Source organism: Prochlorococcus sp. G5PB11, from assembly GCF_059772425.1.
In genome coordinates, this window is record NZ_CM186287.1 from 396,199 (window position 1) to 410,674 (window position 14,476).

General features: G+C 30.7%; 29 protein-coding genes. 12 read left to right on the plus strand and 17 right to left on the minus strand.

The features are described from left to right. Window positions 1-119 precede the first annotated feature (119 nt). Both AC6EI0_RS02115 and AC6EI0_RS02120 read left to right on the plus strand, forming a co-directional pair. Window positions 120-377: a DUF8620 family protein gene (locus AC6EI0_RS02115; RefSeq protein WP_498522857.1), complete on the plus strand. Its 258-nt coding sequence runs from the start codon at window positions 120-122 to the stop codon at window positions 375-377. 258 nt (window positions 378-635) lie between these two features. Next, window positions 636-995 carry a DUF7326 family protein gene (locus AC6EI0_RS02120; RefSeq protein ID WP_498522858.1) on the plus strand — a complete coding sequence of 120 codons (360 nt, stop codon included), beginning with the start codon at window positions 636-638 and terminating at the stop codon, window positions 993-995. A 54-nt stretch (window positions 996-1,049) separates the two neighbouring features. Here the strand turns inward: AC6EI0_RS02120 and AC6EI0_RS02125 are convergent, their stop codons facing one another. From AC6EI0_RS02125 to AC6EI0_RS02135, 3 genes are all read right to left on the minus strand, one after another. Further along, window positions 1,050-1,592, minus strand: a complete 543-nt coding sequence (locus AC6EI0_RS02125; protein WP_498522859.1) for a GIY-YIG nuclease family protein — start codon at window positions 1,590-1,592, stop codon at window positions 1,050-1,052. Window positions 1,593-1,631: 39 nt separating this feature from the next. Continuing rightward, window positions 1,632-2,924: a DUF2130 domain-containing protein gene (locus AC6EI0_RS02130; RefSeq protein WP_498522860.1), complete on the minus strand. Its 1,293-nt coding sequence runs from the start codon at window positions 2,922-2,924 to the stop codon at window positions 1,632-1,634. 139 nt (window positions 2,925-3,063) lie between these two features. Beyond that, window positions 3,064-3,303 carry a hypothetical protein gene (locus tag AC6EI0_RS02135; RefSeq protein WP_498522861.1) on the minus strand — a complete coding sequence of 80 codons (240 nt, stop codon included), beginning with the start codon at window positions 3,301-3,303 and terminating at the stop codon, window positions 3,064-3,066. Window positions 3,304-3,533: 230 nt separating this feature from the next. On the opposite strand from AC6EI0_RS02135, the gene AC6EI0_RS02140 reads away from it, so the two are divergent. Both AC6EI0_RS02140 and AC6EI0_RS02145 read left to right on the plus strand, forming a co-directional pair. Continuing rightward, complete coding sequence (locus AC6EI0_RS02140; protein ID WP_498522862.1) at window positions 3,534-3,701, plus strand: hypothetical protein; 168 nt, start codon at window positions 3,534-3,536, stop codon at window positions 3,699-3,701. A gap of 299 nt (window positions 3,702-4,000) precedes the next feature. After that, window positions 4,001-4,402: a DCC1-like thiol-disulfide oxidoreductase family protein gene (locus AC6EI0_RS02145; protein ID WP_498522863.1), complete on the plus strand. Its 402-nt coding sequence runs from the start codon at window positions 4,001-4,003 to the stop codon at window positions 4,400-4,402. 519 nt (window positions 4,403-4,921) lie between these two features. On the opposite strand, the gene AC6EI0_RS02150 is transcribed toward AC6EI0_RS02145, so the two are convergent. Both AC6EI0_RS02150 and AC6EI0_RS02155 read right to left on the minus strand, forming a co-directional pair. Then, the gene (locus AC6EI0_RS02150) at window positions 4,922-5,137 is read right to left on the minus strand and encodes a hypothetical protein (RefSeq protein WP_498522864.1); all 216 of its coding nucleotides are present in this window, start codon (window positions 5,135-5,137) and stop codon (window positions 4,922-4,924) included. A gap of 538 nt (window positions 5,138-5,675) precedes the next feature. After that, window positions 5,676-6,032 carry an AbrB family transcriptional regulator gene (locus AC6EI0_RS02155; RefSeq protein WP_011293945.1) on the minus strand — a complete coding sequence of 119 codons (357 nt, stop codon included), beginning with the start codon at window positions 6,030-6,032 and terminating at the stop codon, window positions 5,676-5,678. Window positions 6,033-6,133: 101 nt separating this feature from the next. Here AC6EI0_RS02155 and AC6EI0_RS02160 point away from each other — a divergent pair, with 101 nt between their 5' ends. Continuing rightward, complete coding sequence (locus tag AC6EI0_RS02160; RefSeq protein ID WP_498522865.1) at window positions 6,134-6,307, plus strand: hypothetical protein; 174 nt, start codon at window positions 6,134-6,136, stop codon at window positions 6,305-6,307. A gap of 365 nt (window positions 6,308-6,672) precedes the next feature. On the opposite strand, the gene AC6EI0_RS02165 is transcribed toward AC6EI0_RS02160, so the two are convergent. The 3 genes from AC6EI0_RS02165 to AC6EI0_RS02175 form a co-directional block, all read right to left on the minus strand. After that, window positions 6,673-6,873, minus strand: a complete 201-nt coding sequence (locus AC6EI0_RS02165; RefSeq protein ID WP_498522866.1) for a hypothetical protein — start codon at window positions 6,871-6,873, stop codon at window positions 6,673-6,675. 219 nt (window positions 6,874-7,092) lie between these two features. Continuing rightward, the gene (locus AC6EI0_RS02170; RefSeq protein WP_498522867.1) at window positions 7,093-7,326 is read right to left on the minus strand and encodes a hypothetical protein; all 234 of its coding nucleotides are present in this window, start codon (window positions 7,324-7,326) and stop codon (window positions 7,093-7,095) included. Between the two features lie 83 nt (window positions 7,327-7,409). Further along, window positions 7,410-8,012 (minus strand): NAD-dependent DNA ligase, encoded by a 603-nt coding sequence (locus AC6EI0_RS02175; protein WP_498522868.1) that lies wholly within the window; start codon window positions 8,010-8,012, stop codon window positions 7,410-7,412. Between the two features lie 716 nt (window positions 8,013-8,728). Here AC6EI0_RS02175 and AC6EI0_RS02180 point away from each other — a divergent pair. Beyond that, the gene (locus tag AC6EI0_RS02180; RefSeq protein WP_498462793.1) at window positions 8,729-8,983 is read left to right on the plus strand and encodes a hypothetical protein; all 255 of its coding nucleotides are present in this window, start codon (window positions 8,729-8,731) and stop codon (window positions 8,981-8,983) included. A 38-nt stretch (window positions 8,984-9,021) separates the two neighbouring features. After that, complete coding sequence (locus tag AC6EI0_RS02185; RefSeq protein ID WP_498522869.1) at window positions 9,022-9,222, plus strand: hypothetical protein; 201 nt, start codon at window positions 9,022-9,024, stop codon at window positions 9,220-9,222. A 408-nt stretch (window positions 9,223-9,630) separates the two neighbouring features. Here the strand turns inward: AC6EI0_RS02185 and AC6EI0_RS02190 are convergent, their stop codons facing one another. The 8 genes from AC6EI0_RS02190 to AC6EI0_RS02225 form a co-directional block, all read right to left on the minus strand. Continuing rightward, complete coding sequence (locus AC6EI0_RS02190) at window positions 9,631-9,756, minus strand: high light inducible protein (protein WP_498522870.1); 126 nt, start codon at window positions 9,754-9,756, stop codon at window positions 9,631-9,633. Next, the gene (locus AC6EI0_RS02195) at window positions 9,756-9,905 is read right to left on the minus strand and encodes a high light inducible protein (protein WP_498522871.1); all 150 of its coding nucleotides are present in this window, start codon (window positions 9,903-9,905) and stop codon (window positions 9,756-9,758) included. Before AC6EI0_RS02195 ends, AC6EI0_RS02190 begins: the two co-directional genes overlap by 1 nt. Then, on the minus strand, window positions 9,905-10,051 hold the full coding sequence (locus AC6EI0_RS02200) for a high light inducible protein (protein WP_269615540.1): 147 nt from the start codon (window positions 10,049-10,051) through the stop codon (window positions 9,905-9,907). Before AC6EI0_RS02200 ends, AC6EI0_RS02195 begins: the two co-directional genes overlap by 1 nt. Next, entirely contained in the window at window positions 10,051-10,170 is a 120-nt protein-coding gene (locus AC6EI0_RS02205; RefSeq protein ID WP_269611256.1) for a high light inducible protein, read from the minus strand. Before AC6EI0_RS02205 ends, AC6EI0_RS02200 begins: the two co-directional genes overlap by 1 nt. Window positions 10,171-10,190: 20 nt before the next feature. Continuing rightward, on the minus strand, window positions 10,191-10,298 hold the full coding sequence (locus tag AC6EI0_RS02210) for a high light inducible protein (protein ID WP_011125327.1): 108 nt from the start codon (window positions 10,296-10,298) through the stop codon (window positions 10,191-10,193). 252 nt (window positions 10,299-10,550) lie between these two features. Beyond that, entirely contained in the window at window positions 10,551-10,823 is a 273-nt protein-coding gene (locus AC6EI0_RS02215) for a small RNA NsiR4-regulated ssr1528 family protein (protein ID WP_498462797.1), read from the minus strand. A gap of 87 nt (window positions 10,824-10,910) precedes the next feature. Next, the gene (locus AC6EI0_RS02220; protein WP_498522872.1) at window positions 10,911-11,543 is read right to left on the minus strand and encodes a DUF938 domain-containing protein; all 633 of its coding nucleotides are present in this window, start codon (window positions 11,541-11,543) and stop codon (window positions 10,911-10,913) included. After that, window positions 11,531-11,806: a hypothetical protein gene (locus tag AC6EI0_RS02225; RefSeq protein ID WP_498522873.1), complete on the minus strand. Its 276-nt coding sequence runs from the start codon at window positions 11,804-11,806 to the stop codon at window positions 11,531-11,533. Before AC6EI0_RS02225 ends, AC6EI0_RS02220 begins: the two co-directional genes overlap by 13 nt. 90 nt (window positions 11,807-11,896) lie before the next feature. Between AC6EI0_RS02225 and AC6EI0_RS02230 the strand changes: the two genes are divergently transcribed. The 3 genes from AC6EI0_RS02230 to AC6EI0_RS02240 all read left to right on the plus strand — a co-directional run bounded on the left by AC6EI0_RS02230 (window position 11,897) and on the right by AC6EI0_RS02240 (window position 13,279). Next, the gene (locus AC6EI0_RS02230; protein ID WP_498522874.1) at window positions 11,897-12,583 is read left to right on the plus strand and encodes a hypothetical protein; all 687 of its coding nucleotides are present in this window, start codon (window positions 11,897-11,899) and stop codon (window positions 12,581-12,583) included. Further along, window positions 12,583-12,729: a hypothetical protein gene (locus AC6EI0_RS02235; RefSeq protein WP_498522875.1), complete on the plus strand. Its 147-nt coding sequence runs from the start codon at window positions 12,583-12,585 to the stop codon at window positions 12,727-12,729. The genes AC6EI0_RS02230 and AC6EI0_RS02235 overlap by 1 nt, the downstream gene beginning before the upstream one ends. A 217-nt stretch (window positions 12,730-12,946) precedes the next feature. Then, window positions 12,947-13,279: a hypothetical protein gene (locus AC6EI0_RS02240; RefSeq protein WP_498522876.1), complete on the plus strand. Its 333-nt coding sequence runs from the start codon at window positions 12,947-12,949 to the stop codon at window positions 13,277-13,279. A 50-nt stretch (window positions 13,280-13,329) separates the two neighbouring features. Here AC6EI0_RS02240 and AC6EI0_RS02245 read toward each other — a convergent pair whose 3' ends face one another. Continuing rightward, window positions 13,330-13,470 (minus strand): hypothetical protein, encoded by a 141-nt coding sequence (locus tag AC6EI0_RS02245; RefSeq protein ID WP_498522877.1) that lies wholly within the window; start codon window positions 13,468-13,470, stop codon window positions 13,330-13,332. 323 nt (window positions 13,471-13,793) lie between these two features. Here AC6EI0_RS02245 and AC6EI0_RS02250 point away from each other — a divergent pair, with 323 nt between their 5' ends. Together AC6EI0_RS02250 and AC6EI0_RS02255 are read left to right on the plus strand one after the other, a co-directional pair. Further along, on the plus strand, window positions 13,794-14,087 hold the full coding sequence (locus tag AC6EI0_RS02250) for an MTH1187 family thiamine-binding protein (protein WP_498522878.1): 294 nt from the start codon (window positions 13,794-13,796) through the stop codon (window positions 14,085-14,087). Between the two features lie 225 nt (window positions 14,088-14,312). Beyond that, complete coding sequence (locus AC6EI0_RS02255; protein ID WP_498522879.1) at window positions 14,313-14,459, plus strand: hypothetical protein; 147 nt, start codon at window positions 14,313-14,315, stop codon at window positions 14,457-14,459. Window positions 14,460-14,476 lie beyond the last annotated feature (17 nt).

The window sequence follows — 14,476 nt, forward strand, 5'->3', positions numbered from 1 at the left end:
CATTGTGGGTGCTATTTATCTTAAGTCCAATGGAATTGATTTATACTCCTTCAGAGGTGGTTCTTGATTTTACAAGAAGAACTCTGACTTAACACATAATAAAGAGTTACAAAAATAAAATGGAAAAAGAAAAAGAAAATGAAAGTAAATGGAAGAAAGCTTTAGACAACATATTAATCTACAACCTATATATACTAATAATAGGATCTATATTTCTGGCTATAAGTTTTTTGCTAAGTGTTAATGGTAACTCATATTTATATAGTTTATTTCAAAAATTATGGTACCCAGTATTTATTCCCTCATTAAGTCTCTTCTTTACAGCAATATTGATTGAAGCGATATTTAATAATCTAAAAGATAGACACAATAAGTAAAATATATAAAAGTTAAGCTTTCATGACTTAAGAATTATAAATTGTTTTTAAAATAAATTCGAATAAAATAGAAAAAGATCTATATAAAGAAAATGACATTAAAAGTTTGCATGATTAAATCACTATGCAATTTCCACGACGAGACAGTTATTTCCAATACTCAGAGTGAAGCAAAAAGGAGTGTTCAGTTATTTTATCCAAGTTCTAAGTTTTAGAAGCTAAATGGATATATAAAATAATCTACTAATAACAAAACAAATGGAAGAATTAACTTATAAGGATCTAACTAAAACGGAATTAGACAATCTTAAAGATATTTATATATCAAGTAAGGTTGATTCAATGACTGAAAGCGATTTAAGGCAATTTGTCAAGGAAATCATCATCGATCAGGTAAAAGGAACTGTAGGTAATGCAGAAGAAAAAGAAGTTTGGGAAGAAATTAAAGATCATTTTTCAGAGAATTTAACTAAGAAGATTCTGGAAGTAAAACATAAATGCAGTAAAAATCCACACTTAGAATTACAAAGTCAAGAAGAGATCGAATTTAATAGACGACTTGGTCTGTTAAAACAACAGCAAGAGGAGAAACCGAGTAATGACATGTGGGAAGATTAAACATCAAGATATATTTTATTAAGTATATTGTTAACATTAGAATTGAGTAGTATTTCAAGTTAAATATAGATAAGTAATTCGAAAAAAAATTGCAAAAATAAAATATATAAAAGATCTTACAGATCTGTATTTTAATTCATTGAAAAATATAAAATTTTGACCTGAAGTAGCGAATAATGTAAGAAATGAAAAGAAAAATGAAATTTTTTCACTCAATAAAAATGAGTTTATGATAATTATTTTTGGATCATTAATATTTAAAGAAAGAAAAAAGAAATTAACAAAAAAGATGATTAATAATATTAACAATGATTTTATTAAAATCATTAAGTTAACAATCATACTGTAATCCAGTTTTGTAATTCTTTTTTTTATTTCCCTAAGATGAGAATTATCCAATCGAAAATATTCAGTTTGAGGAATCCTATACTCTTTATAGCGATAGTGTAACTCTCTTTCTAATTTTATATAATCTCTTGTGTACATTTTAGCAATTACTTTATCTGGCTTGAGTTGCCTCATCCTATTTTTAAAATGTTTAGTTATTCCAATCTTGTAGATATCTTTATTTCTAATAATATATAGCCATCCACTCATCAACTTTTAATATTATAATTTTTAATGAATTAATACAAGTTATGCTGCTTCAGACTTTCTTATTGAGTTAAATTTTTCTCGCATTGTAGGATTATTTCTAGTCAATCTTTTAACAGAAACTTCTTGTGCTTTATCGTTAGCCAACCTCAGATTTCTATCAGCACCAAGCAATGCATCTTTGGTTTTTTGCAAATGATTAATAGATTTATCAATCTCCATGATTGCAGATTCAAACCGTTTTGAAGCAAGTGCATAGTTTTTGCCAAAAGCATCCTTGAAGAGCTCAAGGCTATTTTCAAAATTTGTAATATCAATATTTTGTTCTTTAATAGCTGCTAATTCCGACTTATACTCAAGTACCTTAAGGGAAGCATTTCTTAATAAAGAAATAATAGATAAAAAGCATTGTGGTCTGACAACATACATCTTGGGAAATCGATATGAAAAATCAACAATTCCTGAATTAAACAAGTCATTATCAGACTCTAATAATGAAACTAATACAGCATATTCACAATTTTTTTCATTGCGATCTTTATTTAGCTCCTTAAGGAAGTCCTCATTTTTTTTCTTGTAAGTGGTGTTATCAGATTCATTTTTCATTTCAAACATAATAGAGACTATCTCGTTTCCTTCATTATCAAAATCGCGAAAAATATAATCGCCTTTACTACCGAAACTTGTATCATTATCTTTTTCAAAATAAGCATTAGGGTAGGCTGCTGACCGTAGTCGATTAAACTCATTTTCGCAATGTTGTTCCAATGACTCACCAACCATTTTCGTAGACAATTTGATTTTCAAATCTCGAAGTCTCTGAATAACATCATCACGTTCTTTTAGCTGAATCTCATATTTCATTTTTATAGATTTTTCTGATAATTCATTTTGTAGTTCAACTTTGTCTAAATTATTTTTTATTTGCTCATAAGCATCTTTTAATTTTGTAATTGCATTAGAAACTGCAAGTTTTTTATCATATTCATTCTTTTCTTTCGTTTTTTCCAATAAATAGGAAAGTGTGTCTCTCTCTTTTTCGAAGGAATGCTTAAGCTTGCTGACAGCTATATGTTTGTCAGTTTCAGCAGCAGCCAACTGTGACTCAAGAGCTTGCATTTTTTTTTCATTTACAAATGCTGCTTCTTGCATTTTGAAACGGATATTTTGAATGGCTAACTCAACTGAATTCTGTTTATCCTTTTCAAGTAGTTCAAGTCTATTTCTCAGTTCTTCTTCAAACTGCTGATCTCTTACCTGCTTAGTGATATTTGAGTAATTATCTTCATCGATGCTAATCTTACTACCGCATTCAGGGCATTTGATTTCATTCATATCTGAATAAGAGAGAAAAACAATCTATTCTCCCTTTTTATCTGTTTTATCGTCGACAAGCAATAATTATGTTAATCCCAAAAGGGTATGTCTATAAATATTCAAATGTGTGGGATATTAAGTATACAAAAGAAGTCTTTCATTTTTCTTCTTTTGATATTGGGTAAATTCTTGATAAATCACCTTTGTTTGAATTTATAGCAGAATTTTTCCATTTGTACCATTTCTTGTTTCTAGAGTAGTCTTCCTCCTCCCAAATCTGATTTTGAAATATCAATATCCCACAAATTATAAAGAATATAAGAGCACCTAGAAAGATATTCCAATCAAGCATTATTGAAGCATTGGAATAACGCACATAGGCAACTATTTTCAACATTTTCTACGTGTGAACAATTGAGTTCCTATGAATAACATTTAGATATTAATGAATTTTTTATACAAGTGAGGTTTTGAGAAAAGCTTATTCAAAAGGATAATTTCGCATGAATGAATATATACTCATGTATTATGAGAAATAAATTATTGTGTTACAGCAATAATTTTTACTACATAATATTTATACCTATACAAACTAAAATAAAATTAACTATGTATTGTATTAAAAAAATGTCATTACTAAACTTTGCACTTGCCCATTCTGAGTTAGGTATAAGCCACTTCACAACAGATTTGATTCTTGTTCTATCTTTTGCAATAGTAACAGCACTTCCTATGTCTTTATTAAGACCTCAGATCCAAGAAAAGAATGTAAAAAGCAGTGTTTTCAAAAACTGATACTTTAGAATCCTACCAATAATAAACTAGAAAATTTATCAATTAAAATTATATCTTAGTAGATTTCAATATATTTTAAGATTGATCTTATACCAATCTTAGAATTTATTTACATAATCGATTATAGTTTGAACTCTTTTAAATCTAATAAGCATATAAATAAAATTATTATTAGCACAAGAAAAGTCGTGTAACAAGATCAGATTTTTGTAAATTTTTAAATTTTACTACCTTTTTTTGATAAATTTAACACGTTTTCAAACTAAGTGTATGTACAATGTATTTAATAATTGATAGTTATGTCAGAAAAAACCATATTTATATATGATGGTGAATGTCCATTCTGTAATCACTTTGCACAATTACTTGAATTAAAGAGCAATCTTCAAGAAGTCGAAATATTAGATGGAAGAAAAAATCTCCCGCTCCTATCTCAACTCTATAATCAAGGCTACGATTTAAATAATGGAGCAATTCTTATAAATAATGAAAATATCATGCATGGTGCTGAAGCGATAAATTGGATTTGCTCTCAAATTAAAGAGCCAAGCGATTCTCTTCTAGAAATACTTCGGATTATTTTCACATCAAACAAGAGGACAAATTTTTTATTCCCATTTCTTTTATGGGGTAGAAGATTGTCACTGACAGTAAAAGGGAAGGTTTGGAAGCCAGTAAATGAAAATGTCCAATTTTATTGAATCTTTTCATTAGACCAGGGCTAATGTTTTTTACTGTATATAAAAATTATAAATTTTATATTTACGCAAAATCAATTAAGCTAATTAATTACTGTAGAATAACTTAAAGACATACATTAATTAATATGGGGATATTAAGTCTCAAATATTCATCACCTGCATTAACTATATGTAATTCACTAATGATTTGGCATGACATATTGTTAAAGGTTGAGAGTATATTTTTTACAAGAATATCATCTTGATATTCCTGTTTGTAACATCATTAGATAAGAGGACATAGCCTATACCTTCGATGAGTTTAAATATGTAAAAATAAGACTTTATACATCTAAGGTTAATATGCTTATAGAAATCCTTGGGAATAGCAATTCATTACTAGTTGTTCTTTTAATTGGTTTGTCAATATATTTCGGAATTCAAGCAAAAGCTAAAAATATAAAATGACTTTTAGCTATTTACATAATAACGCTGATGCCTAATGAACAAGTAAGGTTAAAAAAAAAAAAAAAAGTGATCTTATTCAAGGATATCTTTTTTAACTTGCTCAAGACTAGGACCCCTTTCACGCTCAATACTTGAAATAGGTATCCAACTCCAATCCACAAACAGAGTAAGCATTACTCCAACAAAAATAGACAAAGGTAGAACAAGCTCAAAAAAAACGTGCTTAACCATATAAAAAATTAATTCTGCTGTATTAGTAACAATTTCTTCATAGAGCGGATCAAACAAGAATCTACATTCGGTACAACCTATTAAGGATAACGAACTAAGATATAAATATGTGAATATAAATAATTACAGAGAAGAGAAAAAAAGAGTATACACCTTATCAAATAAAAGCGTAATGACTATAAAAAAGAATGCTAGACAAGCATCTATCTCAAATATAGAGGATGATCAAGAATTAAAAACATAGATTTTAACAAGACGAAAATCAACAAAATGTAAATCGATTATACTTAAAAAAGAAATGCGGGAAAATCAACAAAAACTTAGAATTCGAAAAATAGATAAGGTATAGGTAATAGTTTTTTCAGGAAAAAATACGAATTTGAACAAAAAAAAAAAACGGTCTTGAAAAAACGAAGAATTCAGTTGAGGAAAAACAGAAAACGGTATGAATAAGAGACTAAAGATCTTGGTAGGTAAATTAAATATAGATTAATAATCAGACAAATTTATCAACGATAATTTAGCAATTAAAAAAGCCGAGTTGCAGATATGCATCTCGGCTAAATCTAAATGAATTAATTCAGTTTTTCAGGAATTAACCTTCTCCTTCTGGCACCAAACGGAAACCTTTTCGTCCCATCTTAATCTCAAAATTATCACCTGGCTTGAGATCTAAAAGAGCTGTATAGGCCTTTCCTATCAATAGGTTTCCATTTCCTTGGACGGTAGCCACATAACTAAGCTTTCTTCCACCTTTACCAATACCACCAGCACTTTCAGCTGCTAGGTTTACACCTTTAGCTTCTAGAAGTGCTTCATAAAAGGCAGTGTAGTTAAGACGCTCTCCGCCTCCTTTCTTGGTGGAAACATATCCACAAGCTTTAACAAGATCAGATTTTGAGACATCTCCCAAGTCTTTGACCTTGGCTAATAAATCCTTACCAGTGAGCATGATAAATAAATGGTTGTACTTATAATACTAACTTATAATTAACAAACTTACAATATTTACATTAGTCCTAGACATTAAAGCTAAAAGTTATGGGAAGAGAAGTGTCTAGATTAAACTCAGGAATCCAAGGTTATATTGAAAATTGTTCATGCTTAATGGGATTGATTTATAGGAAACGACCAGTTTGGAAAGCTGAAAAATACATGATTCGAAGGATCATTTATCTATTAGAAAACCCTCAATCACTAGCAATAGCAAGATTATTTTATAAATAACGGAAAATCTATAATTTCATAAAGACAGGTACGAGCAAATTAAAATTTTCCAAAAATTAGTTCGTTTGGTATATAAAGCTTTATATTTGAATATTTGCGAAGAGATGAATCAGAATATAATTACTTATTACAACAAAAAATGAATCTCTCTAAAATCCTTGCGATTTGTATCGTATCTGTATTCATCCTTTCAGCATTTGCGGGATTAATTGGAACTCTATTAAATTCCTAGTATGACAAGAAATTATTATATCTAGCTTTCCATGAGAACAATTATTCTTTCCGTTTAATCAAAATAAGACATGTAGAAGCTGATATTTTAAACCTCTATGAAAATTAAATGTATTGGGAATAATTCCAACGCTTTATTTGATTATCGTCTTAACTTTTGGTTCAAAAACAGCACCATTACATATCATCACTGATAAAACTTCCTTGTTTTCATCATTCATCTTCTGTACAGCTTTTTTCTGTCCCAATGTCGCAGATGTTTTCTTGATGCACCTATTCCAGCTTGAAGCTTGCCTGGATAGAGGAATTAACAGAATAGCAATTGTAGAAAACAAAAAGGTAAAAGTCCTAGATATATTATCTGGATAAAATATTTCCTTAGAAATTCAAGAGAAGTAATCAATAAGATCCATTCAAGCAGTTAAAGGTAAAAAGACATCAAGTCACATTTACAAAGACAAAACATGAATCATCTCATGCTGCAAAGAATAATAGATGAACATTAAAAATGTAGAACACGTCAAATAATGCCAAAACATATAAATTTAGAAGTTTCAATCTGAATTGTCCCACTTACCAATTGCAAACTCAAGAAAACGATCAATGTCATCATCTGGGCAGCCAGTCTTCATTTGTAATTCCTTACATGCGTCAGAAATCTTATTAAAACAATTTTTCACATCGATATTTCCCTTTATTGCATCAAGCAGTTGCTTATCGGTAAAGGTCATAATTGGTATTGCAGGGTGTAAAAAACAAGGATATTTTTCATTCAGCTTATCTAGCAATCATGATAAGAACAAATGGATATAAGCTATAAATCAAACTCAATAACATCCTCAATTAAATTCTCAGATAAACAATCAAAGAATTATCGTGTTAAGGCTAAAGCCCAATTAGGCGAGTATTTGCCAACTCCTAAAATATTTTTGGTTAAAGAAGAATTGCATTTGGCGACTATTCCATTAGTGGGAAAATTAGAAAACAATTCATTTCTTAACCATTGAGAATGCCATGTTTTGACTTGCCTTGGATCATGCGTTCTTAAAGTTATGGGTACTTCAAAACCCCAATTTTGTAGTTGTGTCAAATCTGACAATTCATCCCTGTTAGATCTAAAGATTTGAAATGCCAAAAAAGACAATGAGGAATTACTAGCATTTTCAAGAGTTGAGGTCGACAACAGTTTCTCAAATGAAAATTTAGAATTAGAAAAATGAGAATATAAAACTCCCTCCAGCTCAACTTCAACCTTTAAAGAGTCATCAATATTCAAAGGAATAGCATTGATAGTTCTGATATTCTCAATAATTTCACCATCCTCTCGAGAAAAAGCATCTACTAATTGACCGTATTTGTATCTAAGACCTATTGCGAAACCATCAATTTTAGGTTGGACCACCATAGTTGAACCCTCTGGTAATTTTGCCCACCAGCTTGAGAAACAATTTTTATCCAGTCCAAGTAACCTCATACACATATCAATAGGAGAATGTCATGTCAAGTCGCTTCTTTAACCTCTTTTCTTAAGGAATCAAAAAAATGTACTAGTTTTAAAATATTTAAATATGGAGAATAAAAAATAAAAAAAATGAATAAAATAAAATTCAAAATATCTAGCTTTTATATATTCTTATATAGAAATCAATTATTAAACATAAAACAAATACGCTATGGATGGATTTTATTCATTGGCTATTACAGATGGAATTACTTGAGTATTAAACACATTTGGTGAAATCAAGATTCTATAAATATGTTTTTACAAATATATAAAAAATATAAGAGAAGGATATTTGAAGCAAAGTCCGTATTTATTCTCATGTTGCCATAGCTTTTATCACATATTTTTATAGAGAATATTCTATGGATATGACAATATTGGAAAAATACCCTGAAGATATCCCCTGGGATTTAAATATCGAGCAAAGCAACTTCAGATCAATCGAATGGATACTATCTAAAGCGGAAATAGTTTATACGTTTACGAGGAGTCGTATAAACGATAAATATATCTACATCCAGAAGAATGACGGTATCAGAAAGGCAGTCAATAAATATGAAGCCAAGTTTACATACCAAAGGTTATTTGACGAGGGATATTCATTGACTGCCTTTTCATGATTAATAAATAATTCTTGACGTTGAAGATCATAAGTGTAGGCTTAAAGAAATAGAAACTTTTAGTCAATGCCAAGGGTAAAAAGAGAGAAGTATCCAGAAAAGGCTCCTTGGGATTTAGGACCATTATCTGAACATAAGGCTCTAGAAAATTGGAGATTAGTAAGAGGATCAGAAATAGTGATTTTTGCAAGAAAAGGTGATGACAATCACTATTTCATTATGCAAAGAGACGATAAGGAACCTATTGAAATTCTCGCGTTCCAAGCGAGGCTCACATATCAACAACTTTTAGATAAAGGTTTCAAACTTGAAGTCTCATAAATTTATGGAGAAGAGGACTCATTATTTAAAAAAATATTATGACTGAATTAGAAGAACTTGAAGACATTTTTGGAAGCTTAGAAAATATAGAACCTTTCGGAATTGAACCTGATTTTAGCTCGCTTGGACTCGAACCAGCTGAAGTGTTAGGTTTCCAGACAGAAGAAGATCTAGAAAAGGCAGTTCACCTTCTCACAATGGAGGTTGACCAGAAACAGATTATTTTAATTGACGTTTGATTAATAAATTAGATTCACATAAAAAGGGAAAGAAGCAATACTTTGTATTTTTAAGTATTTTTTGATAAATACTAGCTTAATATTTATTTTTTAGTTAATTAAGGCAATTAATTTGTCAGGGTAATGAGTAAAAAATCAAGTTTAATTTCCTTGATTTAATTTTTTAAAACATTGTTTACAAAGGATTAAACCTTTTCTTCTATAAACAGAATCGGACAAAACGACATCACAAAGTTGGCAATGAATTAATGTACTTTGCATTGTCAAAACAAGTTGTTATCTAGGCCCAATCAGTATCTTCCAAAAGGCTGGAATAATCTGAACTATCGAAGAAAGTATCTTCGTTTAAGAGATCGTCGACTTCAGCGCGAAGCCAATAACTTAGAGACATTGTAATAAGAGGTGGAACTAAATAATGCCTGGAACTATCCAGCCAGTGAAACCGTAATTAATAACAGCTGCAAGAAGACCCATCATTGCAAGTCGACCATTCATTATTTCAGCTGTTTTCCAGTAGTTAGTTGTTTTATCCATCACACAAAACCTGGAATAATTTGTCCAGTTGTTGCATAGGCACCTACAAGAGCAATGCATCCAAATAATGCTGCATAGCCGTTAAGTCTTTCAGCAGTTACCTTTTCAGGATCAATCTTCCTACTGTTGTTGTCGTTTTGAGTAATCATTACACGACACCTGGGATGATTTGGCCAGTTGTAAGATATGCACCGATGAGTGCCCAGCATCCAACAAATGCTGCGTAGCCGTTGAGTCTTTCGGCAATTACTTTGCCTTCTTCGACTCTTGGGGTTTCAACAGTTGAATTTTTCACTAAACGACACCTGGGATAAGTTGGCCTGTTGTTAGGTAGATACCTGTTAGAAAAACGAATGCCATCATGGCTGGTCTGCCGATGCTTCTTTCTAGGATTGTTTTGTTAGATGGTTGCATTGTTGTGAATAGTTATTGGGTTAGAAAATACCAGGAATAATTTGACCTGTTGTTGCATATGCACCGAATGCTGCTACGAAGCCAAGCATTGCTGCCCAACCGTTGAACTTTTCTGCTTCTGGAGTCATGATGAATACCGAGATGTGTATGTGAATAAATGTAAACTAATTGTAAACATACGTAAAGCTTTCAAAGTACGGCTTGCCTCCTAAGAATGAGATTCAGTCAAAAAGGCTACAAAAAAGGAGTAACTACAGCAGCTTTGAATACACTAATTTTGAAATTTCAAAGAAATATTATTTTTTAAATAAACCAAAAAGCTCCGAAAATAGTGTGACACCTGTGTGTATAAATTAAATTTAAATTATTTTTTTTGGATCTCAGTTATAAAAAAAGTCAATTTCTTTAGCTTTTAATCCATCCCAACCAGCATTGATTAATCGTGTATTTAGAGTGTCTTGGTCAAAATGTTTGGATCCAGTTTTGACAATACGGTTTCGCATTGATTTCTTAACTCCACTTCTTTTACGTGCATTTTCTTTATCCATGACATCCCTGTAGAGGGTCAGCATTTCTGATGGAATAGGACTGCCATCTAGATCTAAGCCAGCTTGGATAGCGTTATCAATTGCATCTGGGCCAGAGAACTCCACAAGAAAAAAGCGTAATGGATTTATTCTCCTATCGCATCTGCCGAATTTCTGGAATTCTTAGTAGAAAGAAAAAAAATTGTGTAAATTTTACTTTATGCGATAAATAACTGAAAGATTATTGGCTGGCATATCGATGATGTTATCAAGATTAAATCCATTGTCAGAAGCAATATTGTTAACGTCTTCTAAGTTGCGAAGGCCCCAGAGCGGGTTTTGTATTTTTAAGGATTGATCAAAATTCAAATTACTTTCTGAAGTTTGAATCTCTTTTCTTAAGAAAGGTCCATAGAGCATCAAAAAATTACTTTGATCTAGATATTTCTTTGATTCTTCAAACAAAGATCTTGTACAACTCCATGGTGAGATATGAATCATATTTATACACACAATTCCCTTAATTAAAGCCCAAAGTCGATTGGTAATTGACCAAGGACGAATATCTACATCAAGATTAAGAGGTTCCGGCATTTTTGAATAAAGCCCCTCATGCCTAATCCATGAATTAATACTTTGTCTATGTTGAAATTCGGGATCACTAGTTTGCCAAGTAATTGATGGGAATTTTTTTTGAAAGAAGACTCCGTGTTGTCCACTACCACTAGCTATTTCTAAAAGCCAGCAATTAGGAGAAATATAATTGCTTAAAACTGCGGCGATGGAATCACGATTCCTTGTCGTAGCCGGAAAATCTAGGCGATAGTCGGGATTTATATTAACCATGATTTATCAATAGTTAATAGGACTAAAGAATCAGAATTGTTTGGAAGTTTTTCCTTAGAAAAATCTTTAATAATAAAAATAATCATTATTAGTAAAGGAGCTAGAAATGCGGATGCGGCAACTGCTCCAATAATCCGTCTTGAATTTAATAAGGGCTTTTTAACTAATGGGTCACCGCAGAGACCACAAATCAAAACACCCTCACTACTAGTTTTATGAAATTGATAACGAGAAGAGCAGAAAGGGCAATAATATCGGCTCATTCCTGATCTTACAAAAACAAAATTTATCTATATTAAATATGCCTAGCATTATAAAAAGCAAACTAATTTGATTAAATGTAGGACTTAAAAATGAGAGAAGAGATTGAGGTATCAAATCACCTTGTAAGGAATCTTGAGAGAATATCTCCTGAAAATTCTATCTTTAATTACAAATCTGGAAGAAATGCCTTCTTATCATTAGGACAAGGAAATATTCGTGAATGGTTGGAGATATTTCTTCCGAATACAAGAATAATTTTAGAACCAAAAATCATTGGATCAATCATTGGCATTCAATATATCAATGGGGAATTAAACAAGGTCATAAATAAAAATAGTCAAGACATTACAGAAAGTGTAAGGTCTCTTAAAACTATTCCTAAAAGCCTAGCAATTAAAAACAGACTAGAAATACAAGGAGTTCTTTACGACAATAAAATTTTATCAACTAGAAAAGATGAAACTGAATTTATAGATATTCAAAATTTTATATCACAGTCTAAAAGACTTAAATTCTGCGCTTTTCAAATATGTCAATGTAATATTAATCATTTTCAATCACTTCAGGAATTAAAACATCTAAATTTTGAAATTCCTCAAACTCAATTTACAAACTTCATTTCTGATGTCGAAATCTATCTTCAATGTTGGAGAGAGGGTAAGTTATTTACAAGCTATCCAACAGATGGACTAGTATTGAAAATCAATTCAAGAAAATTGCAAAAGTATCTTGGAGAAAATAACCTATCAATACCTTGGGCATACGCCATAAATTAATGATTATTGCTACAACTCAAAAAGCATCACAAGTAATTGGAGGAGTAGAGATCTTTTCCCCAATGGGATTATCCATCCTAACCATAGGAATACTTTTTACAATAGGTATACCACTAACAATGATTTTAAGAGGAAAGAAAGATTAAGTTATTTTCACTGACGATTTTATGGAGAATAAAATTGTGAGTAACTAAACAAACAACTACAAAAAAGGATTTAGATTAAACTCGTAAAGAGTAAATTCAAGACAAGAAAGATATGAGTAAAGATATTAAAATTCTAAATCATATTATCAACTACTTATTTAAGTATATACATCCTAAGAAATTTCATTTCAATTTGTTTTTGCTATCTGGATTACTCTTGGTACCATTCCAACAAAATAGATCTGAAGAACTTTTTCTAAAATGTGTAGGCAAATATGAAATAAATAGAGGTGCTCTAATCAAACCAGATTGGGAAACAAGCTATCTAACAATTAATCTAGATGGATTAATATCTACAATTGTCGATAAAGGAATAAAAAAAGAAGGAAGGACTTTGATTAGACGTAATTCATACACAATAACGCAAAGAGATAATAGAAACAGCGTTAAGAATATCTACAAAATCGATGGAAAGTATGGTATCTACTCAGTTGAATCCCCACAGAGGTATAGAACTTTGATAGGTACTTGTCAAAAAGGAAGAGGTTAAGAAGATTCATTTACCAAATAAAATATTACTTAAATTATTTTCTAAATCAATTAATTGCCACTTCCTTTACTTTGATCAAGACCTTGAGCTCTGCGGTTTTTGGCGATACCTCCAACCCCAAGCACCAAGAAAATCATATAGAAAAATAAAGTAGAAACAATCGTAATAATTGCAATCGTGGCAAAATTCATTAAAAAATATTGATTTAATTTGTTCTCTAAATCTAACAGGAAGTATCAATAAAACCATTTAAGTAAAGATAACAGTAACGCCACTGATAAGTATCGCAAATGTAATAATGAAAAAAGGCAGAACCTGAATTTTGTAGTTATTCATAATACTCTTTTTCCAAACTATAATAAAATCACAATGAGGACGAGACGAAAAAATACGCAAAAATATTAGTAATAACCGGCCTACAATAATTTTTTTTTGTAAAAAGCTATTATTTAAGAAGACATTAAGTATAAACTTTCTAGCTAGAATTTAATAATGCTTTCAATCTTAAGTTGATATGTGGGTAAGCATAGATCTTTGCTTAGTACCAATAGGGGTAGGTGTCTCATTATCTCCATACATAAAGGCGTGCTTATCAATTATTGATGAACATAAGCTTGAGTATGAACTGGGTCCAAATGGAACTGCAATTGAAGGAGAGTGGGATCAAGTTTTTGAATGCGTAAAGAAATGCCATGAGGCAGTTCATAGCAAAGGTGCTCCACGTGTTTACACAACATTAAAAGTAAATACACGTACAGATAAGAAGCAATTATTTAAAGAAAAAGTAGAAAGTGTAAGAGGCTCATAGCAAAAGAATTTAAAAGCATTAAAAAAAAGTTTAAAACCCTAAAACAAAAGAAAGATCCCAACATTTACCCATGCATACTCATAGAAGTACTGATATAAAAGAAATAGCAGCACGGTAATTAATGACTATCTTTGCTCGTCTAAGCAGATCAGAAGTTATTCACGGAAGAGTGGCTATGTTTATCGTTGCTATCTGGTTATTCACAAACTATCTAATTCGTTAAGAATGGCTAACCCTATAAAAACTTGGTTTTTTGAATTAATCGAAGATGCGATAGGCAGTAAAGCCATGAAGCAATTTAAGGAAGAAGAAGAAGAAGAAAAAAAAAGAATTCCGATTCAAATGATGAGACCAAACAAAATTAGGTTTTAAAGACTCCTAGTTGTATC

Excerpts from the sequence above, each read along its gene's own strand:
- AC6EI0_RS02135 (WP_498522861.1), bottom strand. The coding sequence starts at position 3,303 with ATGTTGAAAATAGTTGCCTATGTGCGTTATTCCAATGCTTCAATAATG.
- AC6EI0_RS02220 (WP_498522872.1), bottom strand. The coding sequence starts at position 11,543 with ATGGTTAATATAAATCCCGACTATCGCCTAGATTTTCCGGCTACGACA.
- AC6EI0_RS02250 (WP_498522878.1), top strand. The coding sequence starts at position 13,794 with ATGTGGGTAAGCATAGATCTTTGCTTAGTACCAATAGGGGTAGGTGTC.
- AC6EI0_RS02145 (WP_498522863.1), top strand. The coding sequence starts at position 4,001 with ATGTCAGAAAAAACCATATTTATATATGATGGTGAATGTCCATTCTGT.
- AC6EI0_RS02190 (WP_498522870.1), bottom strand. The coding sequence starts at position 9,756 with ATGGATAAAACAACTAACTACTGGAAAACAGCTGAAATAATGAATGGT.
- AC6EI0_RS02195 (WP_498522871.1), bottom strand. The coding sequence starts at position 9,905 with ATGATTACTCAAAACGACAACAACAGTAGGAAGATTGATCCTGAAAAG.
- AC6EI0_RS02140 (WP_498522862.1), top strand. The coding sequence starts at position 3,534 with ATGTCATTACTAAACTTTGCACTTGCCCATTCTGAGTTAGGTATAAGC.
- AC6EI0_RS02130 (WP_498522860.1), bottom strand. The coding sequence starts at position 2,924 with ATGAATGAAATCAAATGCCCTGAATGCGGTAGTAAGATTAGCATCGAT.
- AC6EI0_RS02120 (WP_498522858.1), top strand. The coding sequence starts at position 636 with ATGGAAGAATTAACTTATAAGGATCTAACTAAAACGGAATTAGACAAT.
- AC6EI0_RS02115 (WP_498522857.1), top strand. The coding sequence starts at position 120 with ATGGAAAAAGAAAAAGAAAATGAAAGTAAATGGAAGAAAGCTTTAGAC.
- AC6EI0_RS02205 (WP_269611256.1), bottom strand. The coding sequence starts at position 10,170 with ATGCAACCATCTAACAAAACAATCCTAGAAAGAAGCATCGGCAGACCA.
- AC6EI0_RS02245 (WP_498522877.1), bottom strand. The coding sequence starts at position 13,470 with ATGAATTTTGCCACGATTGCAATTATTACGATTGTTTCTACTTTATTT.
- AC6EI0_RS02180 (WP_498462793.1), top strand. The coding sequence starts at position 8,729 with ATGCCAAGGGTAAAAAGAGAGAAGTATCCAGAAAAGGCTCCTTGGGAT.
- AC6EI0_RS02185 (WP_498522869.1), top strand. The coding sequence starts at position 9,022 with ATGACTGAATTAGAAGAACTTGAAGACATTTTTGGAAGCTTAGAAAAT.
- AC6EI0_RS02210 (WP_011125327.1), bottom strand. The coding sequence starts at position 10,298 with ATGACTCCAGAAGCAGAAAAGTTCAACGGTTGGGCAGCAATGCTTGGC.
- AC6EI0_RS02235 (WP_498522875.1), top strand. The coding sequence starts at position 12,583 with ATGATTATTGCTACAACTCAAAAAGCATCACAAGTAATTGGAGGAGTA.
- AC6EI0_RS02230 (WP_498522874.1), top strand. The coding sequence starts at position 11,897 with ATGAGAGAAGAGATTGAGGTATCAAATCACCTTGTAAGGAATCTTGAG.
- AC6EI0_RS02175 (WP_498522868.1), bottom strand. The coding sequence starts at position 8,012 with ATGAGGTTACTTGGACTGGATAAAAATTGTTTCTCAAGCTGGTGGGCA.
- AC6EI0_RS02155 (WP_011293945.1), bottom strand. The coding sequence starts at position 6,032 with ATGCTCACTGGTAAGGATTTATTAGCCAAGGTCAAAGACTTGGGAGAT.
- AC6EI0_RS02125 (WP_498522859.1), bottom strand. The coding sequence starts at position 1,592 with ATGAGTGGATGGCTATATATTATTAGAAATAAAGATATCTACAAGATT.
- AC6EI0_RS02225 (WP_498522873.1), bottom strand. The coding sequence starts at position 11,806 with ATGAGCCGATATTATTGCCCTTTCTGCTCTTCTCGTTATCAATTTCAT.
- AC6EI0_RS02255 (WP_498522879.1), top strand. The coding sequence starts at position 14,313 with ATGGCTAACCCTATAAAAACTTGGTTTTTTGAATTAATCGAAGATGCG.